Source organism: bacterium (assembly GCA_008933615.1).
Lineage (GTDB): Bacteria > CLD3 > CLD3 > SB21 > SB21 > SB21.
Map to the genome: position 1 here is coordinate 1 of WBUR01000009.1, position 19,751 is coordinate 19,751.

The 19,751-nt window shown below is 46.4% G+C and carries 16 protein-coding genes; all 16 read right to left on the reverse strand.

Features of this window, described 5'->3' with window-relative positions:
• Window positions 1–666: 666 nt before the first annotated feature.
• A complete protein-coding gene (locus tag F9K33_04690; GenBank protein KAB2880476.1) occupies window positions 667–3,429 on the reverse strand; it encodes a pyruvate, phosphate dikinase in 2,763 nt (920 codons plus the stop codon).
• A gap of 454 nt (window positions 3,430–3,883) precedes the next feature.
• Window positions 3,884–4,183, reverse strand: a complete 300-nt coding sequence (locus F9K33_04695; protein ID KAB2880477.1) for a TfoX/Sxy family protein — start codon at window positions 4,181–4,183, stop codon at window positions 3,884–3,886.
• 207 nt (window positions 4,184–4,390) lie between these two features.
• On the reverse strand, window positions 4,391–5,812 hold the full coding sequence (locus F9K33_04700) for a carboxypeptidase regulatory-like domain-containing protein (GenBank protein ID KAB2880478.1): 1,422 nt from the start codon (window positions 5,810–5,812) through the stop codon (window positions 4,391–4,393).
• A 76-nt stretch (window positions 5,813–5,888) separates the two neighbouring features.
• A complete protein-coding gene (gene pta / locus F9K33_04705; GenBank protein ID KAB2880479.1) occupies window positions 5,889–8,138 on the reverse strand; it encodes a phosphate acetyltransferase in 2,250 nt (749 codons plus the stop codon).
• Between the two features lie 389 nt (window positions 8,139–8,527).
• Window positions 8,528–8,929 carry a hypothetical protein gene (locus F9K33_04710; protein KAB2880480.1) on the reverse strand — a complete coding sequence of 134 codons (402 nt, stop codon included), beginning with the start codon at window positions 8,927–8,929 and terminating at the stop codon, window positions 8,528–8,530.
• Between the two features lie 191 nt (window positions 8,930–9,120).
• A complete protein-coding gene (locus tag F9K33_04715; protein ID KAB2880481.1) occupies window positions 9,121–10,020 on the reverse strand; it encodes a hypothetical protein in 900 nt (299 codons plus the stop codon).
• 165 nt (window positions 10,021–10,185) lie between these two features.
• Window positions 10,186–11,031: a hypothetical protein gene (locus tag F9K33_04720; GenBank protein ID KAB2880482.1), complete on the reverse strand. Its 846-nt coding sequence runs from the start codon at window positions 11,029–11,031 to the stop codon at window positions 10,186–10,188.
• Between the two features lie 293 nt (window positions 11,032–11,324).
• Complete coding sequence (locus F9K33_04725) at window positions 11,325–11,678, reverse strand: hypothetical protein (protein ID KAB2880483.1); 354 nt, start codon at window positions 11,676–11,678, stop codon at window positions 11,325–11,327.
• Between the two features lie 70 nt (window positions 11,679–11,748).
• Window positions 11,749–13,062 carry an NAD(P)/FAD-dependent oxidoreductase gene (locus F9K33_04730; GenBank protein KAB2880484.1) on the reverse strand — a complete coding sequence of 438 codons (1,314 nt, stop codon included), beginning with the start codon at window positions 13,060–13,062 and terminating at the stop codon, window positions 11,749–11,751.
• The gene (locus tag F9K33_04735; protein ID KAB2880485.1) at window positions 12,996–13,313 is read right to left on the reverse strand and encodes a winged helix-turn-helix transcriptional regulator; all 318 of its coding nucleotides are present in this window, start codon (window positions 13,311–13,313) and stop codon (window positions 12,996–12,998) included. Before F9K33_04735 ends, F9K33_04730 begins: the two co-directional genes overlap by 67 nt.
• Window positions 13,314–13,452: 139 nt before the next feature.
• The gene (locus F9K33_04740) at window positions 13,453–14,901 is read right to left on the reverse strand and encodes a thiamine pyrophosphate-binding protein (protein KAB2880486.1); all 1,449 of its coding nucleotides are present in this window, start codon (window positions 14,899–14,901) and stop codon (window positions 13,453–13,455) included.
• Window positions 14,898–16,286: a 3-methyl-2-oxobutanoate dehydrogenase subunit VorB gene (vorB, locus tag F9K33_04745; GenBank protein ID KAB2880487.1), complete on the reverse strand. Its 1,389-nt coding sequence runs from the start codon at window positions 16,284–16,286 to the stop codon at window positions 14,898–14,900. Before vorB ends, F9K33_04740 begins: the two co-directional genes overlap by 4 nt.
• 66 nt (window positions 16,287–16,352) lie before the next feature.
• Window positions 16,353–16,850: a hydrogenase maturation protease gene (locus tag F9K33_04750; GenBank protein KAB2880488.1), complete on the reverse strand. Its 498-nt coding sequence runs from the start codon at window positions 16,848–16,850 to the stop codon at window positions 16,353–16,355.
• A gap of 1 nt (window position 16,851) precedes the next feature.
• Window positions 16,852–18,141 carry a Ni/Fe hydrogenase subunit alpha gene (locus tag F9K33_04755; protein KAB2880489.1) on the reverse strand — a complete coding sequence of 430 codons (1,290 nt, stop codon included), beginning with the start codon at window positions 18,139–18,141 and terminating at the stop codon, window positions 16,852–16,854.
• Window positions 18,131–18,910 (reverse strand): oxidoreductase, encoded by a 780-nt coding sequence (locus F9K33_04760; protein KAB2880490.1) that lies wholly within the window; start codon window positions 18,908–18,910, stop codon window positions 18,131–18,133. The genes F9K33_04755 and F9K33_04760 overlap by 11 nt, the downstream gene beginning before the upstream one ends.
• Before the next feature lies 1 nt (window position 18,911).
• Window positions 18,912–19,748 carry a Ni/Fe hydrogenase subunit gamma gene (locus tag F9K33_04765; protein KAB2880491.1) on the reverse strand — a complete coding sequence of 279 codons (837 nt, stop codon included), beginning with the start codon at window positions 19,746–19,748 and terminating at the stop codon, window positions 18,912–18,914.
• Window positions 19,749–19,751: the final 3 nt, after the last annotated feature.

Here is a 19,751-nt window from a genome sequence, read left to right on the forward strand (position 1 = left end):
AAATAAATCCAGTTTTTTACACTTTTTTTTCAATATTTCATATTTTTTGCTCTTCTTTTATAGTATTTAAAAATAATAGTTTATAATAATAAATGGTCATTTTGCGCCAATTTTCACAATAATGTGAAAAAAAATACTTATGAGATTAAACTTCTCCGAGCTTTTGATTGTAGTTTTTATCGATATGGCAGCACGTGATCAACCATGGTAGCCGCAAACTTTAGGATGCCTGGTATTTTCCTCAGGCTAATCCTTCGGCGGAACTCAGGACGAGCGCCTAGCCTACCAACTTAACAATTTTTGTTGGCTTGATAAATAAATAAAATCTTAATGATGAAGGTCAATACAACCAATGAACGATAAAACTGATAGTTTTGGCCGCGTGGAAGATAAAAAAAGGCAGAGATGGGTTCTACTTAGTTGGAAAGAATTACAAACAAGGATTAACGATCTGAGATTTTAGAAGGAGTCGTGTCAATGAATAGGTTAACAAGAACGGAAGATCAGAAATCAAAAATTACCATTTCTTGTTCTTAAATCATTCTAAAATAAAAAAGGCAGAGATGGCCGGGTATAGAGGGTTCCCGTTTCTCTGCCTCTATCAATTATGGGGATCTTGTTGAGGTAGAGAACCCGTTCTCAGTCGAGAACGGGTTCTGAAGCTTTTTATTTATTTACTTTCTCATTAATAACTGCTTGAGCCGCTGCCAATCGCGCAATAGGTACCCGGAATGGCGAACAGCTTACATAATTAAGGCCGAGCGAATGGCAAAACTCCACCGAATTCGGTTCGCCTCCATGTTCACCGCATATGCCGATCTTCAGGTCTTTGCGTACTTTACGCCCTTTGTCGATCGCCATTTTCATCAGGATGCCAATGGAATTCTGATCGATGACCTGGAAAGGATCCACCGGGAGGAGCTTTTTATCAAGATATTCCGGAAGAAATCCGCCGATATCGTCGCGGGAGAAGCCAAACGTCATCTGCGTGAGGTCATTGGTACCGAAAGAGAAAAACTCTGCGTCTTCGGCCACTTTATCCGCCGTCAAACAGGCGCGAGGAATCTCAATCATAGTTCCCACCAAATGCGGGATTTTCTTCATGCCAAATTTCGCCAGAACTTCTGCGTATATGTTTTCGACCAGTGTTTTTTGATTTTTTAATTCCGTATTAGCCGCAACCACAGGAATCATGATCTCTGGAAATACTTTTTTGCCTTCTTTGAGTAATTCCGCCGCCGCTTCAAATATGGCGCGAACCTGCATTTCCGTTACTTCCGGATAGGTCACGCCGAGACGAACGCCGCGATGCCCCATCATCGGATTATTCTCATGAAGATCTTCGGCGCGTTTATTAAATTGCTCCGCCGTGATACCGAGGCTCGACGAAAGTTTATTTCGTTCTTCCTCATGCTGCGGTACAAATTCATGTAACGGCGGATCGAGCGTCCGGATCGTAACCGCATATCCGTCCATTGCCGCCAATGTGCCTTTGATGTCCGACTTGACGAACGGAAAGAGTTCGTCTAATGCGGCTCGTCGTTCCTCTTCATTCTTCGATACGATCATTTTGCGCAGCAGGAAGAGCGGTTGTTCAGAATTTTTTCCATAGAACATGTGCTCGGTTCTGAATAAGCCGATGCCTTCGGCTCCGAATAGGCGCCCTTTAGCGGCGTCTTCCGGCGTGTCGGCATTGGTGCGAACTTTCAGTCTGCGCACCTGGTCGCACAGTTTCATAAATTCGATAAAATTTGGATTGTCTTCGGCGGCTTTGATCATCGGGAGTGAACCTTCATACACAAATCCGGCGGTGCCGTTCAGCGTAATCCAGTCGCCCTCATTGATCTTATGTCCGTTAACTCTGAAGTATCTGTCCGAAAGATGAATTTCGAGTTCGCCGGCGCCGACGATGCAGCACTTGCCCCATCCGCGCGCAACGAGCGCCGCGTGGCTTGTCATACCGCCTCGTGCAGTGAGAATGCCTTCTGCCGCTCGCATGCCTTCCACGTCTTCCGGATTGGTTTCATCACGCACCAGAATAACTTTCTTCCCTTGTTTTCCCCATGCGACCGCGTCAGCCGCCGAGAAAACAGCCTGGCCTGCCGCACCGCCGGGGCCTGCGGGCAACCCTTTGGCGATCGGTTTAAGTTTAAGTTCCGCAGCTGGATCAATAATAGGATGCAGGAGTTCTTCTAACTGCGCAGGAGTCACGCGCATGATTGCTTCTTCCTTGTTGATCAGTTTTTCCTTATACATATCCAGCGCCATTTTTACGGCCGAAGGGCCGTTACGTTTTCCAACGCGGCACTGCAGCATCCACAACTTGCCTTCCTGAATCGTAAATTCGATATCGAGCATGTCGTGATAATGCTTTTCCAATTTTCGTTCTATTACATGTAATTGTTTATAGGCATTCGGCATGGCCGTTTCCAGCGACGATAGATGTTCGTTATGCGGATTCTTGCCAATCTCGTTCAGCGGATTCGGCGTACGAATTCCGGCAACCACATCTTCACCTTGGGCATTGGCAAGCCATTCACCGTAAAAATGATTGTCGCCCGTGGCGGGATTACGCGTAAAGGCTACGCCTGTTGCGGAGGAATTGCCCATATTACCATAGACCATCGCCTGAACATTCACTGCAGTTCCCCATTCATCCGGAATGCCTTCGATCCTGCGATACGCAATAGCGCGCTTGCCGACCCAGCTTGCAAATACGGCGCCGATCGCGCCCCAGATTTGTTCCATCGGATCTTCAGGAAATGGCGTACCGAGAACTTCGATAACACGTGCCTTATACGTCGCAATCAACTGTTTAAGGTCATCTGCCGTCAGGTCGGTATCAAGCTTAATACCTCGCGCCGTTTTCAGCGCATTAAGGTCAAGTTCTAACAGGTGTCGAATGCCGTGCCCGTCCTTAGGTTCGATACCGGCGGCTTTTTCCATCACGACGTCGGAATACATCTGGATCAACCGGCGATACGCGTCATAGACAAATCGCGGATTTTGTGTTTTTTCAATGAGTCCTTTGCAGGTCGCTTCGTTTAATCCCACATTCAGAACGGTTTCCATCATACCGGGTAAGGAGCGGCGGGCGCCGGAGCGTACGGATACGAGCAACGGATTTTTCTTATCGTTAAATTGAGCGCCCATGATCTTCTCAACAAAAACCATTGCTTTTTCGACCTGGGCTTTTACTTCAGGAGGAAATTTTCTTTTATTTTTATAATAATAGGTGCAAACTTCGGTTGTGATCGTAAAGCCGGCCGGAACAGGAATCCCGATATTGGCCATTTCGGCAAGATTTGCGCCTTTACCGCCGAGCAGGTTTTTCATTTCAGCTTTACCTTCGGCTTTGCCGTTGCCGTACGTATAAACCATTTTTTTAGATTTTGTTTTAGCCGGTTTGCTTTTGGGTTTTGTTGCCATAAATAAGAATATCTCCGTTGTTAATATCTTTTTGTAATAGGGAAATGTATAAAACTTTCTATCATTAATCTAAGACTTTGGTCATTTTAAAACATGATTTTTGTCATGAAATGATGAAAAAATATACAGTTTTGCATATTATTGGACCTTCAAACGGTTTTGAGATAATCGAAATCTCAAATACCAAAACCCAAATCACAAATAAGTTCCAATAACAAGAAACAAAACCAGCTTATCGGGTTTACTCACAATTGATAGAAACGCTGTCAGCCTGAGCCCGTCGAAGGCTGATTTTATTGATCGTTTGTCATGCTTCTCAGCCTGAGGCTGATCTGCATGACTTTGTGAGCCAACCCTATAAGCGGGGGGATACTAAAATGTTAATCATTAACAATGTTCGGTCATTGGCGGTTTTGAATTTATTTAAAATTTGTTATTTGTGATTTGAAACTTACTATCTTGGTTTTTTCGTTTCCTTTTGCTGTTCAAAGAACCGTCTCAGCTCCTCTTTCTTCTCTTTTGAAAGTTCATGCCACCGAATTCCCTGTATCGCGCCTTCCAGTGCGCATAGTGAACTCAGGCATGCGCCTTCGTCTTCTGCTTTCAAACGCAGAAAAACTTTTTCTGCGCCTAGTTTTTTAAGTTCGTGAAATGAATAAATATCGGCTCGTTTCAATTTTTTCGCCATCACTTTGCCGATATTCGGCAGACGGTTGATCTCATGTTTTTGTCGATTTTGAATGAAGTGGGGCATAGATGTTGTCCTTTAGTGTATACTATTAGTCTCTCACCCTGAAAGAATGGTGAACAATGACAAAATTTTTTCCGCAGATATCGGCTAATTTTCGCGGAGAGAAAATTCTGCGTGAATCTGCGAAATCTGCGGGAATATATCTATTTCTTTTCCTGCGCTTCGACCACTGCGATCGCGGTCATATTGTAAAAATAATTCAACTTTTCATCAGGGTATCAAATATGACGAAATTCTTGATGAAGGTTTCGTACCTGCACTGTCAAACTGACCGCCAACATATAATTCACTCCCATTGATAGCCATGGCATTTACACCAGGTGGAAAACCAAGGGATCCATACCCGCCAACCCCACTCCCCAAACCACACCACTCATTGCCGTCCCATTGTGCAATATAATTTATGGGTTTTGTGCCTAGCATCGTAAACCAACCACCGCAATACAAAATATTATCGTAAAAAAGTAAACTCACCACATATTCGTTTGCACCATCACCTAAGCTAGACCAAGAGTTGCCATCCCACTGAGCTAACCGATAAGCTGTATTTCCACCTGCGGTCGTAAATATCCCTCCGGCATAAATAGTGCTATTATTTACTGCCAGAGCCCTTACATAATTATTCATGCCACTTCCAAGTGCACTCCATGCCGATCCATTCCATTTGGCGATGCGATTAGCTGATGTTCCTCCGGCGACAGTAAAGTTTCCTCCAACGATTACGTCCGTCCCAGCAATAGCCATTGAATAAATGACGTCGTTCGTTCCCGTCCCAACCGCCGACCATTGCGATCCATTCCATTTGGCAATATTATTTGCCGGAACTCCACCGGCTTGTGTAAACGAACCACCAATATATAAATCACCGTTTAAGACAGCCATTGCATAAACATTTCCATCGGTGCCGCTCCCAAGCGCATGCCAGCTATTCCCATCCCATCTGGCAACATGATTGACGGTGACTCCACCGGCTGTTGTAAATACTCCTCCATAATAAACGTCATTCCCAATCACAACAATCGGGAACACAGCCTCATTCATGCCACTGCCCAAAGCAGACCAATTAGCTCCATTCCACTTAGCAGCAAAACTAACAAGTGAAGAGCCCGCATAATCAAATCTGCCGCCGACATAAACATCCGATCCCTTACTTGCAATTCCATATACGTCACTGCTAAGTCCTTTAACACGAAATTGCTCACTCCAATTAAAATCGGCGAGTATGGGATCAAGGCAATTGCCATTATCTGCTACGATAGTACGTGTCATCAAGATGTTGGCTGATATAGTTTGCCCTCTTTTGACCAATACATCAACCGTCGTCGTAACAAAACCATTCTTAGATGCACCTACAGTATATGGTCCCTCAGAAACTTCAGGAATTAAATAATTGCCATTGCTGTCAGTAAAAACTGAACCCGTCGGAGGGTTTGTCGCTATTAATACATTAACTATAGCTGAATCCCCAACCGCCGTAATTACCTTTCCGGAAATGTTACTGATAGGTTTACTCTCTTCATTACACGCACTCAGAACTAAAATGAAAATCAGAAAGAAATTGATGAGTTTCATACGCCCCCTTTTTTGTTTAAAATTAGTCATTTTGATAGATAGTTTAGAAAATTCGTGCAAACTTACATTTTTTTTTTGATTTCAAATTACTAAAAGGGCGATGAAATCCCTCGCCCTTTTACTGATCCATTCTAACTTACTTCTTTTCCTGCGCTTCGACCACTGCGATTGCGGTCATATTGACGATGTCATTCACTTCACAGCCTTTTTGGAGTAAGTGAACCGGATTACGCATGCCCATCAATATCGGACCGATCGCTTCGGCGCCGCCGAGCCGCTGGAGCAGTTTCACCGACGCATTTGCCGATTGCAGATCCGGGAATATGAGCACGTTGGCGCCGCCCTTTAAAGTGCTGAACGGATAAAATTCGTCGATGATCTCCGGCACTACCGCCGTATCGGCCTGCATTTCACCGTCAATCATAAGTTCCGGCACACGTTTTCGCGCGATCTTCAAAGCCTGCGCAATGCGGTCGGTGTCTGCATGTTTCACACTGCCGAAATTAGAAAACGAAACCATCGCTACGCGCGGTTCGATATTGAAACGTTTGGCAACTTCCGCGCTCATGATCGCAATTTCAGCCAGTTCCTCTGCCGTCGGCATGATATTGACGGTCGAATCGGCGCAGAAGTAGATTTTGTCTTTAATGATCAGCATATACGCGCTGGATACGCTGGATATCCCTTCAGCGCGTTGAATGATCTGCAAAGCCGGTCGCAGGGTTTCCGGATAGTGCTGATCCAGGCCTGCGATCATGGCGTCGGCGTCATTCATACGAACCATCATCGCTGCATAATGCGTCCTGTCATGCATGTCCTGGCGCGCTTCATTAAGGTTTACGCCTTTGCGCTGACGTAATTCGTAATACTCTTCCGTATAGGATATGAATCGTTTGGATGTTTCCGGATTGAGAATCTGAATTCCATCAAGATCAACGTCCAATTCTTTGGCCAAAGAACGAATCTTGATTTCTTCGCCTAGCAATATCGGATGCGCGATGCCTTCATCCAGAACAATATGGCTGGCGCGCAGGACTTTTTCATTATAGCCTTCGGGAAATACGACGCGTTTCGGATCGCGTTTGGCGCGGTTCATCATCGTGCGCATCACTTCGCGGGACTTCCCGAGACGGTTTTCCAATTGTTCTTTATATTCCTCAATGTCGATTTTAATTCGCGCAACGCCGCTGTCCATAGCGGCCTTGGCAACTGCCGCAGCTTCCCAGATCAGTACGCGGTAATCGAACGGCTTCGGAATCAGGTAGTCTTTTCCAAAACGCATGCGCTGATTACCGTAGGCTTTGGATACGGAATCCGGCACATCTTCTTTGGCAAGTGCTGCCAGGGCAAAAGCGGCGGCGCGTTTCATTTCTTCGTTAATCGCTGTCGCGCGTACGTCCAAGGCGCCTCGGAAAATAAAAGGAAATCCAAGTACGTTATTGATCTGATTGGGATAATCGGATCGCCCCGTTCCCATGATGACATCGGGCCTCGCAGCCATCGCAAGGTCGTAGGTAATTTCCGGGTCGGGATTAGCCATCGCCATAATGAGTGGATTCTTTCCCATCGAGCGCACCATGTCCTGCGTAACGCAATCGGCCACCGATAATCCAGCAAACACGTCTGCATCAACCAAAGCATCCGCCAGCGTTCGCGCTTTGGTATCATTTGCCAAAGCTTCTTTGTAGGGATTCATTCCGGCCGTGCGTCCTTTGTAGATCGCGCCTTTGGTATCGCAGAGAATGAGGTTTTCTTTTTTAACGCCAAGGCTGATATAGAAATTGGCGCACGCAATGCCCGATGCGCCTGCGCCGTTAACGACAACTTTGATCTTATCCAGCGGCTTGCCGAGAAGTTCCATCGCATTCATCAGCGCCGCGCCGGAAATGATCGCGGTTCCGTGCTGATCATCGTGGAAAACAGGTATTTTCATCGTTTTCTTTAATTCTTCTTCAATGTAAAAACATTCCGGCGCTTTAATGTCTTCAAGATTGATCCCGCCAAAAGTGGGCTCAAGCAGTTGAACCGTTTTGATAATCTCATCGGCGTTATGCGTATCTAATTCTATATCAAACACATCGATATCTGCGAAACGTTTGAACAAAACGCCTTTGCCTTCCATCACCGGTTTACCTCCGAGCGCGCCGATGTCACCGAGCCCAAGAACGGCGGTGCCGTTCGATACTACGGCTACGAGATTTCCCTTAGCGGTATAAAGAAATGCGTCGTCCGGATTTTTTTCGATATGCAGACAGGGTATCGCAACACCCGGACTGTATGCAAGCGAAAGATCGCGCTGGGTTGTGCATGGTTTGGTCGGTATAACTTCAATTTTTCCTTTTCGCCCCATCTGGTGATATTCGAGGGCTTCTTGATCCTTTATCATGTTCATCCTCCTGCAGTCGTAACTCTCAACGAATTACCGAGAGCATAAAAATCATTTTAGAATAGAATTAATTGTTGAATAGTAACTAACAAATACCGTCATACTGAGGTCTTTTAGCAGATGAATTTAATGAATTGGAATTCAAAAAAACATGACCTACGTCATGTTAGCGTATCTTTTAAAATGTAGAAAAAAACAACGTAGAGGGGTTTTACAATGAAGCGATTTTGGAGAGGAAAACGATTATATAAAAAACCTTGAAGGAAAAGAGCCGATTCATAACTTATCCTACGTTAAATCAGCCAGACCCCTCAAGGTCTTAACTTAATTTTCCGGATAACCCGAAGTCTCCGCATTCGCGGCAATTTTTCCCGCTCACTGGTTTCTCGCTACCTGGCCATGTGCAGGCAAATGTGCCGAACCGTTTTGTTATTATCAAAACGGGCCGCTTCTTTGACTGCAAAGACACCTACGTCGTGCCCGATATCACGTAATGCCATGGCCGCAAGAATGCGGAAATTCGAGTCCGGATGATTTCGCAATATTTTCATCAGCGGGATCACGACCAGATTCATGTCCTTGTCCGAATATGACCTTTTGATATCCGCGACAGATGCAATGACGCTTTCGAGAAAATCACCCTCCACCTTTTTCAATGTCAGGGCGAGATTCATTTCTGCCGCATCCAATATTGCGTTTTGTCTTTCCGTCCGCGTATTGCCGCCTTCACCGGCAAATGCCGCGGTTGACCATACTAAAATGGCCGCTGCAAAGAACATTAACGACTTCATAAATGCCTCCTTGGTTTCTGAGTGAAAGCATTCATTAATTAAAGCCGTGCGCATCGACTGAAATGTAATACGCGGATAAAAAAAGAAAAGTTTCACAATAAAAAGATACAACCTCCGGAATGTTCATGATGTGAACCGGGGCGGAACTTAAGAACAAAACTATGCCGGATAGTCCAAACTCCAGACCCTTTTTATTCGATAGACACAACCAGAAAATCTAATTTCTCTTTGTCGGCGGCAATCACTTTGCTTCCTTCAATGACCTCACAGATACTGAAAATGCCGTCCATTTCAAGCTTAACTACTTTTAATTTCCCGACGGCTTTTTGCCGCTTAAATATTTGTCCGTCGACTATGATCTCTTCTTCCTGTATGACCTGGAATTTATCTCCTTCTTTTATTCCCAGCTCTTTGCCGCAGCTGATCAGCACCAAATCGGCTTGTTTCTTTTTGGACTTGTCTTTTTTCTTGGCCTTCTTGTCTGTTTCAGGCTCGACGAAACGGATGATCTTGCCTTCGACTGGAAATACCTGCTTAATGCTGCGGCCGATTTCCGCGTCGGCGTTGTCCAGCGCGCCATACGCAATGTTGGCTGACTTGTCTTTTTTCTTATCCGAAATACCGGTAATATCTTTGGATGCAATGATCTGACCCGTAGTTACATCAATGATGCGTATCAACAGATCTACTTTGCATGAACTCTTCTTGTCTTTTTTAGACGTGGTCGTATGAATATTGACTATCGTGCCCTGAACAAGAAATTCAGTTCCTAACATCGCGCCCAACGAGACCGCCTTGCTCGGGTCGGTAAGATCGGAAGTCTGCAGGTTTTGTTCCTTCAGGATCTTTTCAATGGCAGACCTTTCGACCACGATGAATCTCCGGAGACCGACGAAGGTATTCACCAGCTGTTGTGTTACTGATTCCGCAAATTTTTCAATTCCGCCCTGATCGAACATCTGCCGGTCGCTGACGGCGCCGACTTCAAACGGGAGCACGGCAACGCGGGGTTTCTTCGTAACCACACTTACCCTGTCCTGAGAGACTAGCGTTCCGCTAATCAGGATCAATGCACATAACCATATTTTCATATCCGTTATCCTTAATGTATTATTTGATGACTGAAAGAATCCTATCAAGAAATAGGCAAAAATCTATTTCATCAAATAACCAAAAGCAAACGGTTTATTTTTTTAGGCGCAAAACTCTGCCGGATAATTCACTCATTTGATCTTCATCAGGTTTTAATGCTCTGACTATTCCTCAATAGCCGATGGAATGCCCAATTGTGTTAATCGCTCTCTAACGATCGCTTTGTGCTGACGAACGTAGTTCCTTCTAATGTCGGGATCAGGAGCCTGAGACGACGCTGGTAGGCCTGCAACATAGAAATAGCTTCCCCAAGAATAGTTATACGTCCAGAAAAACCCTCCGCCATCTCCTTTGATATTACCAGGAGTTCCCGGTGTCAGAGGCGGACCGTCGATCGCAATGAGACCGATAAACCCGTAGTACCAGGTACTGCCGACTGGAACGGTCGGCAGAAAACCTGCCTTGGTCAGGAACGTATCCTTGACGTCCGTTTCTATCTCATAGTCGTAGTGACATACATTCAAATTATCATGGAAGTGGTATTCAATATAGACTTCATAATGCTCGCACTTGGCGTCGGACCAGCGAACGGAAAGATCGGTACCGGAAATAGTCTCGTTATCTGCAGGATCCAAAACCTTGAAATCCCGCGGAACATAAACTGAACTTTCCACAGAGCGGCTTCCGACCTTGATCTTAAGATCGCATCTGGTTCCGGGCATAAAAATAGTATCATTGTAGTCAAAATCACTATAATATGGATTGTCAGGTGGAACACCGTTGATCGTGATGTCAGGAACCGTATCGTAAAAATTCACGATGACGTCGGCATCCCCGTAGTAAGATGAATCGTATTCCCAATATTCTGTTGCAATAAAGGCGGCCGCAAAGATCGGATTTGGATTATCGTAGATATATTCAGTCACGTATTTGTTCTCGACAACTTTGTCACAACTCATGAATAAAATCAAGAGAGTGACGGCGGCAGTTTGCAAAGTTCTGGTCATCATACAACCTCCACACGGTTTGAATTGGTTTGGCATTAATGTGAGCGCTAAGAACCCCGGTTCATTCTTACGGCACTTTTCTAAGACAGTATGACTAACCAAAAAAAAGTGGCAATTTATTTTACAAAAAAAACCCTCCTTATTCAGGAGGGGATAAAAAAGGTAGAGCGAAAAGCCTTTTCGCTCTAGAAGTATGGACGGTATTTACAACACGCTCTCGCCGGGAAATGTGTATTCGCCATTGTAAGCGCGGATGCAAACTGGCGCACTATGATATCGATAATGAAATTAGACGGTTAAAAAGTGAGAACTTTATCTGACTCTACTGTCCATTGAGCCAATTCACTCATGGTGCTGATTTCCACACCGTCGATCAGGGAATGATCCCGCAAACCCCGCGCATCGACGCAGCTTCCGCATAACTTTACTTTCCCTTTTTTGGAGAGTACTCCTTTTAACATACGCTCAATGTTATAGTATCCCTGCGGCGTATTTTGCGCTTTCAGCGCGGACGTCACAGCATCGGCCATTAAAAATACCAGCACTTCAACTTCGGAAGGCTCCTTTTGCACCGCCATAGCAAGGCGCAGAGCGTTGTAAACTTTTTCCGTTCCGTAAGGCGGGTCGTTAATCAAAAACAGGATTTTCATAACATAGTCTCCCGATTCTTTTTGTTTATAGAATGTTCGTGAATTCTACCTTTAGAAAGCAAAGCAGTGTTCATACATCAATCGGAATCCTGAAGACTTTAGCGCCGAGAGAAATCAAAAAGCGTAGTAAAGTTTTGCGAATTCCAACAGGAGCAAGCCACCACTTCTCAAACAAGATTTTACCTAGGTGCCATACTTTTCCGATGTTTCGAAGATCGAGTTGCGGATTTTTTTCTCCAAAGAAGTCGCCATAAGCAAATCCCGCAAGCCCATCGCCTGCTTCAAGCATACAATATCCGGTTCCGCAAAACTCATCTTTGGAAATTCGCCCTTCAATTTGATCTGAAATTCGTCGAGCAACAACTTCCCCCTGTGTATGAGCAAAAACCCCGGCTTTTGGAAGCATCATCGGAATATCGGGATTCCATCGCCCGGGAATACTTATAGCCGTTATGTCGCCGATGGCATACACGTTTTCGTGTGATGTTTGTAAGGTTTTGCGATCTACAGATATCCAACCGGCTTCATTTAAAAGAGAAGCATCTTTGACAACCTTTGGCGCACGGTGAGGCGGAATCGCAACGAGTAATTGGTAGGCTACCGGTTCTTTTCCTTCAAAATGGAGTTCACGAGATTCGTCATTAACCGACATTAGCTTATGTAGCGGATGAAATAAAATACCTTTCGCCGTAATCATTTTCTTTACGGCTTCTCCGAGTTCCGGACCGCCGACAGGCATCGGTTGTGCTTCAGGAGTGTATAGATGAACAGTTTTCGCCGATCTGCGCCGGCGATAATAATCCATGATAAGCATAGCCGCTTCGTGTGGAGCTCCGGGACATTTGTATGGAACTCCCGCGACGACTAATGCTATGTGTTCTTCTCGAAAACTCGACAGCGTTTCTTCTAATTTACTCGCTTCCTGAAATGTATAGAATGAATGTGCGTTGTCGGTTAGACCCGGTATCAGCTGTGGTGCAAGTTCGGCTCCCAGTGCAATTACGAGATAATCGTAAGTTAGAGTTTGTGCGGAAATGGTAACGGAGCGTTTGGAAATATTTATATTCTTTACCTCATCACAAAATAAATCGATGCCTTTACGAATGAGCGATCGGATGGGCTTAATAATTTGCTCCGTTTTTCTGCTGCCGGTCATTACCCAAAGAAACGAGGGGGCAAATGCATGGGTTGGGTTCTTTTCAATAAGAACAATTCTATGAGTCTGCGGAAATTTTCTTCGGAGTTCATTGGCCGCTACAAGACCGCCCACGCCGCCGCCTAAAATTATGACTGTTTTGCTCAAGTTTCTCTCCCGGGTTATTGATTCAAAATCACTTGATGGCGCTGAATATTCTCCACTAGAACTTCTCTCATGAGCCGGCATGCTTTTGACACTTTAGCCGAAGAAAGTTTATAGTATACATTGATGCCTTTTTTCCGTTGTGCCAGCAATCCTTTATGCGCCATGATGGTAAGATGCTGCGATAAAGTGGATTTTAAACCCCCGATTTTTGATAGAATATCCCCGAAACTCAATTCATCCTCTTGTAATACTTCAATGATTTCGATACGAATCGGATGGCCCAACGCTTTACAAACGTCGGCATGCAATACATAAATACTTTTGTTTTTCATAATTCACCTGTTTATTAGTTCATAAGTTTATGAACTAATAAACACAAAATCAATGGTTTTTTAAAAATTTTTTCAGGTTAAAGACTAAAAAAGGGCGAAGATCATCTCTTCGCCCTCTTATCTTAAAACGCAGAATGGTCTACAATACGCTCTCGCCGGGAAACTCGTATTCGCCGTTGTAAGCGCGGATGCCCCATTCGAAGGCCTCTTCATTGATCGGAATCATCGCGCATTTATCTTTCAGCGCCTGACGGATCGCGGTAAGGAAAGTCTCTTTGGGGAAAATATCTGTTGCCGCATGCAGGGCGCCGAGAGCAACGATATTTTTTACCATGACCTTGCCGAGATCCATCGCGATCTGCGTAAACGGAATTCCGTAGATCATAGTTCCGTGATTAAATAGCGGTGGAGCTGTGATTATTGAACTGTCATAGAAAATAGTTCCGCCGTTTCGTACGTGAGGGCCGAATTTTGCCAAACTGGGCGCATTGAACGCGATGAGAATATTCGGATTCGGCGATGCCGGGGACAATACTTCCGTTTCCGCAACGTGCACATCCGCGTAGGATGTTCCTCCGCGCGATTCCGGGCCGTAACTCGGGATATGTGTTGCGTCGAATCCTTCATTGATTCCTGCGCGGGTGATGAGCATCGCCGCCGTCTGGGCGCCGTCGCCGCCGGAACCGGCCAACTTCAGCGAAATGTCGCTTGGCGAAATATGATGCGGGAACCCGGGACTGAATCGTTCTACTTTCTCACTCGTTCCACCGACCAGTTCCTGCAGTTTGTTGGGGTCAAAGTTCGGTTTGTTCAGTTTGAACCAAGGCTCGCGGGGCTCGTCTTTTTTAACTCCAAGAGGAAATACCGGGAGCATCTTATCGCGAACCCAAGTCTCTGCTTCCTGCGGCGTCATCTTTAAATGGGTTGGACATTCTGCCAGCACTTCTACGAATGAATATCCGCGCCCTTCAACCTGTAATTGAATGGCTTTTTTGATCGCCTTTTTTGCATGGTTGCGTTGCTTGTTGTCAAATAAAGCGACGCGTTCCACATACATCGGGCCGTCAATTTGGGCGATCATTTCCGCCATACGAAGCGGTTGTCCCATGATCCTGCTTCGGCCATGCGGCGAGGTTGCTGTTTTTTGTTCCATCAACGTAGTCGGAGCCAATTGCCCGCCGGTCATGCCATAGATCGCATTGTTAATAAAAATTACCGAGATGGGAATTCCTAACTGCGCCGACTGAATGATCTCTGCTAAACCGATCGACGCCAGATCGCCGTCGCCTTGATAGCTAATGACGATCGATTCCGGATTGGCAGTCTTATGCCCCAAAGCAACAGCCGGCGCACGTCCATGAGCGGCTTGTGTATTGCCGACGTCAAAATAATAGTACATGAATACGCTGCAGCCGACTGGCGAGACTAGTACCGTTCGGTTTTGAATTTCCAGTTCGTCTATAGTTTCCGCCAGATATTTATGCGCAAGGCCGTGGCCGCAGCCCGGGCAGTAATGCGTGGAGTTGGCCTTCAACCCTTCGCCGTGAGCATGACGCTCGAACTTTTCATAAAATATACTCGATTTCATGCTAACACCTCCTCTACCGAAATAACCTTTTCGATAATTTCTTTAAGTTGTGGCAATATGCCGCCGAAATGCCTTACATGGTCGATCGTCGGGCATTCCAGGTTGTGGTGGCTCAACGACAGGCGTAGTTCGTCTTCAAGCTGGCCGTTGCCCGCCTCTACCATGACGATCTGCTTTGTATGACTCAGAACGGGTTTCAACAGATCGATCGGGAACGGCCACAGCGTGATCGGGCGGAACAGGCCGACTTTCAATCCTTGTTTTCTTAATTCATTTACAGCGCCTTTCGCCATGCGCGCCGGTGTGTTGCAGGCCATTAAGATAATTTCTGCGTCGTCACAATGATACAGATCGGCACGCTGCTCGTTCTGTGTCATCTGACGGTATTTATTATTTATACGAATATTATTCTTTTCAAGATCCACTTCGTTGAGTTCGATCGAACAAATGAGATTGCCCCGATGCATCTCATCACCGTAAACAGCCCACTCAGGAATGCCCGGTTTGATCATCGCCTTCGGCAGATTCACTCTGCCGGTCATTTGCCCCATATATCCGTCGCCGATCATGATAACCGGATTGCGGTACTTGAATGTGAGTTCAAATGCCAAGATGGTCAGATCCAGCATTTCCTGCGGCGTGTACGGAGCGAGAACGATCGCGTGCGTATTGCCGTGGCCTAACCCGCGGCATACGAGTTTGATATCGGCCTGTTCCGGCGCAAGATTACCCAAGCCCGGCCCGCCCCGCATGATATTGACAAATACGCCGGGCAGCTCCGCGCCAATACTGTACGAAATGCCTTCAAGCATGAGGCTGAATCCCGGTGACGAGGTGAACGTCATACACGGAAGCCCTGCGCCGCTGCAGCCGTACATCATGTTCACCGTAGCAACCTCGCTCACCGCCTGGATAAATACGCCGTCAAGGTCGGGCAATAATTTTGCCATGAGTTCCGCGCCTTCCGTAGACGGCGTAATAGGATATCCGAAGAAATGACGGCAGCCCGCCAGTAGCGCACCAATCGCGGACGCATACGTACCTTTGGTCACCAGCGATTCCGTTTGAGCGAACGGGATAACTTCGCCGGGAATGGCAAATGGCTTTACCTTCGGCGTCGGCCGCGGGCCATTGAACGATTTCGGATCGGTTAATTCAAATTGGAATTCCGTTTCCTGCGGACGCAGGCCGTACGGTTCCGGGCAAGCGCTGATACACAGCCCGCATCCCGAACACTGATCAAGCTCAAGTTCGATCGGAATGAGGCCGGTCAGGGGATTCACTTCCTTGCCCATCGTGATACATCCCTTCGGACACGAATCTATGCACCGCCCGCAGCCCTTACAGTACTCGGGAAATACATACGGTTTTGGTCTGGATTTCATCTTGTTCTCCTTTTAGAAAGGATTACCGGTTACGAAAACAATAAATAAGTTAACAAATAAAAAATATTATTTAAGATTCAGACTGTTGTTTTTTATCTGCCTGTATTTCAAAATGTCATGAATGACCATAATTAGTACGTCTTGAACTTTCTTCTCCACTGCTTCGGATAAACCCTCGCCCGTTCCAAAATCCACACCGTCGATTCCATAGACAATAAGATCCGGTGTTTCCGATTTCAACGCTTTTGCGAGTTCAATCGCTTCGGCAATGCTAAAAGCATGGGTGGAATAATTAAAAAAATTAGCCGGGATCGTTTCGTTCTTAGGCTCCAGGCGATGAATCGTTCCCGGGATGTTATCAGAACAGACGGCATCGATCATGATTGCCATATCTGTCTCTTTCCAAACCTCCATCAGCGCAGCGCCCTCCCCGCTTTGTTCGATCACTCTCACATCCGGGAAATTCAATTTAGCCACTTCCCGCGCAACCATGACGCCGACGCTGTCGTCGCGGCGAAATGCATTGCCGATTCCGATGACCAAAATCTTGGAGGCTGTTTTCATGTTATGCTCTTTCAATTTCAAGTTTCAGAAAATGCGTCGCGCAGGAAATGCATGGATCATAATTACGAATCGCCTGCTCGCACTGCCATGTCAGTTTACCTTTATCCAAACCGATATTTTTTTCTACAAATTTTGTGAGATCGGCCTCAATCTGCTTCTGATTTTGAGATGTCGGCGGCACGATCTTCGCGTCGGTAATAACGCCTTCTGCATCGGTCGAATAACGATGATAACATATTCCGCGGGGCGCTTCGGTGCATCCATAACCGGTTCCGGCTTTCGGATGTAATTCCAATCGCGAGATTTCCGGCGGTTCATAATGTTGTATGATTCGTAGCGCTTCTTCGCAGGCATACACCGTTTCAATGCTGCGCGCAATGATGCTCTTAAACGGATTTTTGCATTCCGGCATGAAATGAACTTCCTTAGCGAGCGCTTTCGCGGTCGGCGTCAGTTGTTCAAAATTGAGATTAAATCTGGCTAGGGGCCCGACGTTATACGCGCCGCGCCGAATGATAATGCTGTGCAGCGCATTACTATGCGCCTCGTGAATTTCTTCAAAATTGCGTTCATAGTCGCGAATCTCAATATTTAACCCGCGATTGGAAATAAGTTTCCCGTCCAAGATCGCGTATTCATCCTCGCGGTGCAGAGCAACAAATTCATAATCCATTTCAAAATCAGGGAAGTCGAATCCGGCAACCCACTTGACAGTTTCAATAGACGCATCGCGCGCCCATTTTAACTTTTCCTCGAGCGGTTGCAATTCTTTCTTCGACGGCGCGCGGTAAAACCCGCCGACCGCCACATTCACCGGATGAATTTCCCTCCCGCCGACTGCCGTCATGATCTCATTGCCAATTTTTTTCAGTTCCAGACCGCGTTTAACTATATCCGGAAATTTACCGGCCATGTGGATGGCGCTCTCATACCCCAGAAAATCCGGCGCATGAAGCATATACACGTGCAATACATGACTTTCAATCCACTCGCCGCAGTAGATCAGCCGACGCAGGTCACGCAGCGCACCTTCGACCTTGATTCCCAGAATATTTTCCATAGCCTGCGAGGAACTCATTTGATAGGCTATCGGACAGATTCCGCAAATGCGCGCAGTAATGTCCGGCGCTTCGGTGTACTTACGTCCGCGCAGGAAGGCTTCAAAAAAACGCGGCGGCTCGAATATTTTAAATTGTACCTTCGTTATTTTTTTGTCTTTGATCTTGACGATAAGGCCGCCTTCGCCTTCGACCCTTGCCAGATAGTCCACTTTTATCGTTTTAGTATTCATACGCCTCGCTCTCCTTACGGCAGGCATCCGAGTAACAATTAAAAGCGCGGAACGATCTGACGATATCCGGATCGCTCACGGCAAGTTGGCTCCACCACTTGCTGAGAGAAGACATATTCGGCGTCTCCTTGGGGCCAAAACATCCGTAACAACCTCTGTGGTAAGAAGGACAAATGGCGCCGCACCCGGCTTGCGTAACCGGACCCAAGCACGGTATTTCTTTGGCAACCATCACACAGGTCGTTCCGCGCTGTTTACATTCCATACAAACGCTATGAGGAGGCGTATTAGGTTTACGCCCGTTCAAATAAGCGCTGATCACTTCAATGAGCTGCGGTTTGCTGATCGGACAACCCCGCACCTCGAAATCAACAAATACATGTTCGGAGATCGGCGTGGATTTTGAAAGCGTCTCAATATAATCCGGCCGTGCATAGACAATGTTTGTAAAATCTTTTACATTTTTGAAATTGCGCAGCGCTTGAATTCCACCCGCCGTCGCGCATGCACCGATGGAAATCAGCACATTCGAAATACGCCGTATGGCATGAATTCTCTCCGCGTCATGAGCTGTAGTGATGGAACCTTCGACCAAAGATACATCGTAAGGCCCTTTGACCACTTCGCGTGATGCTTCAGGAAAATTGGCAATGTCGATTCGTCCGATGAGCGTAAGTAACTCATCTTCACAATCCAAAAGACTAAGCTGACATCCGTCACACGAGGCAAATTTCCAAACCGCCAGTTTGGGTTTATTTTTTTTTGTCATATCATATCTCCCTCTGCATCAGAAGATCATGGATCGTATCATAGCGAAATACCGGGCCGTCCTTGCAAATGAAGACAGAACCCCATTGGCAGTGTCCGCAAAAACCGACCGCGCATTTCATGTTTCGCTCCATGGACATATAAATTTTATCCTTCAGGACGCCGCGGGTAATAAATTCCTGAACCGTAAATCGCATCATGATCTCGGGTCCGCATACCATGGCGATCGTTCGCGCCGGATCAAAATGCGCCTTCGATATTAGCGTGGTGACAACGCCGACATTGCCGCGCCAGGCGCCGCTGGCACGATCTACGGTGACCGCCACTTCCGCATCAAGCCGCGCCCGCCATTTTTCAAGTTCCTTCATGAATAGAATATCCTGAGGCGTGCGTGAACCGTACAATAAAATCACTTTTCCGTATTTTTCACGATGTGCAAGCACATGATAGATCACCGGCCTTAGCGGCGCCAATCCGATTCCGCCTGCAACTATGGCAACGTCATGGCCTGATGCCCGTAATACCGGCCAGTCGGTTCCGTAGGGACCGCGGATCCCGAGAATATCCCCTTTTTTCAGCTTGCGCATCGCCTTCGTGACGCTTCCCACCGCGCGGATCGTATGAATGATACTTGTTTTTTTCAACGGATCGCCGCTGATCGAAACGGGTATCTCACCCACGCCGAACAAATAGACCATATTAAATTGGCCGGGCTTGAAAGTAAACTCACCGCCGTCCAATGGTTTTAATTCAAAAGTAAAAGTATCGTGTGTTTCTTTTACTGCGCGGCTGATCTGAAACAGCCGCGGCAGCATTACATTCGGAACTTCTGCTATCATATA

Coding starts and splice junctions, on each gene's coding strand:
- F9K33_04690 (KAB2880476.1), bottom strand. CDS start 3,429: ATGGCAACAAAACCCAAAAGCAAACCGGCTAAAACAAAATCTAAAAAA.
- F9K33_04695 (KAB2880477.1), bottom strand. CDS start 4,183: ATGCCCCACTTCATTCAAAATCGACAAAAACATGAGATCAACCGTCTG.
- pta (KAB2880479.1), bottom strand. CDS start 8,138: ATGATAAAGGATCAAGAAGCCCTCGAATATCACCAGATGGGGCGAAAA.
- F9K33_04710 (KAB2880480.1), bottom strand. CDS start 8,929: ATGAAGTCGTTAATGTTCTTTGCAGCGGCCATTTTAGTATGGTCAACC.
- F9K33_04715 (KAB2880481.1), bottom strand. CDS start 10,020: ATGAAAATATGGTTATGTGCATTGATCCTGATTAGCGGAACGCTAGTC.
- F9K33_04720 (KAB2880482.1), bottom strand. CDS start 11,031: ATGATGACCAGAACTTTGCAAACTGCCGCCGTCACTCTCTTGATTTTA.
- F9K33_04725 (KAB2880483.1), bottom strand. CDS start 11,678: ATGAAAATCCTGTTTTTGATTAACGACCCGCCTTACGGAACGGAAAAA.
- F9K33_04730 (KAB2880484.1), bottom strand. CDS start 13,062: ATGCCGGCTCATGAGAGAAGTTCTAGTGGAGAATATTCAGCGCCATCA.
- F9K33_04735 (KAB2880485.1), bottom strand. CDS start 13,313: ATGAAAAACAAAAGTATTTATGTATTGCATGCCGACGTTTGTAAAGCG.
- F9K33_04740 (KAB2880486.1), bottom strand. CDS start 14,901: ATGAAATCGAGTATATTTTATGAAAAGTTCGAGCGTCATGCTCACGGC.
- vorB (KAB2880487.1), bottom strand. CDS start 16,286: ATGAAATCCAGACCAAAACCGTATGTATTTCCCGAGTACTGTAAGGGC.
- F9K33_04750 (KAB2880488.1), bottom strand. CDS start 16,850: ATGAAAACAGCCTCCAAGATTTTGGTCATCGGAATCGGCAATGCATTT.
- F9K33_04755 (KAB2880489.1), bottom strand. CDS start 18,141: ATGAATACTAAAACGATAAAAGTGGACTATCTGGCAAGGGTCGAAGGC.
- F9K33_04760 (KAB2880490.1), bottom strand. CDS start 18,910: ATGACAAAAAAAAATAAACCCAAACTGGCGGTTTGGAAATTTGCCTCG.
- F9K33_04765 (KAB2880491.1), bottom strand. CDS start 19,748: ATGATAGCAGAAGTTCCGAATGTAATGCTGCCGCGGCTGTTTCAGATC.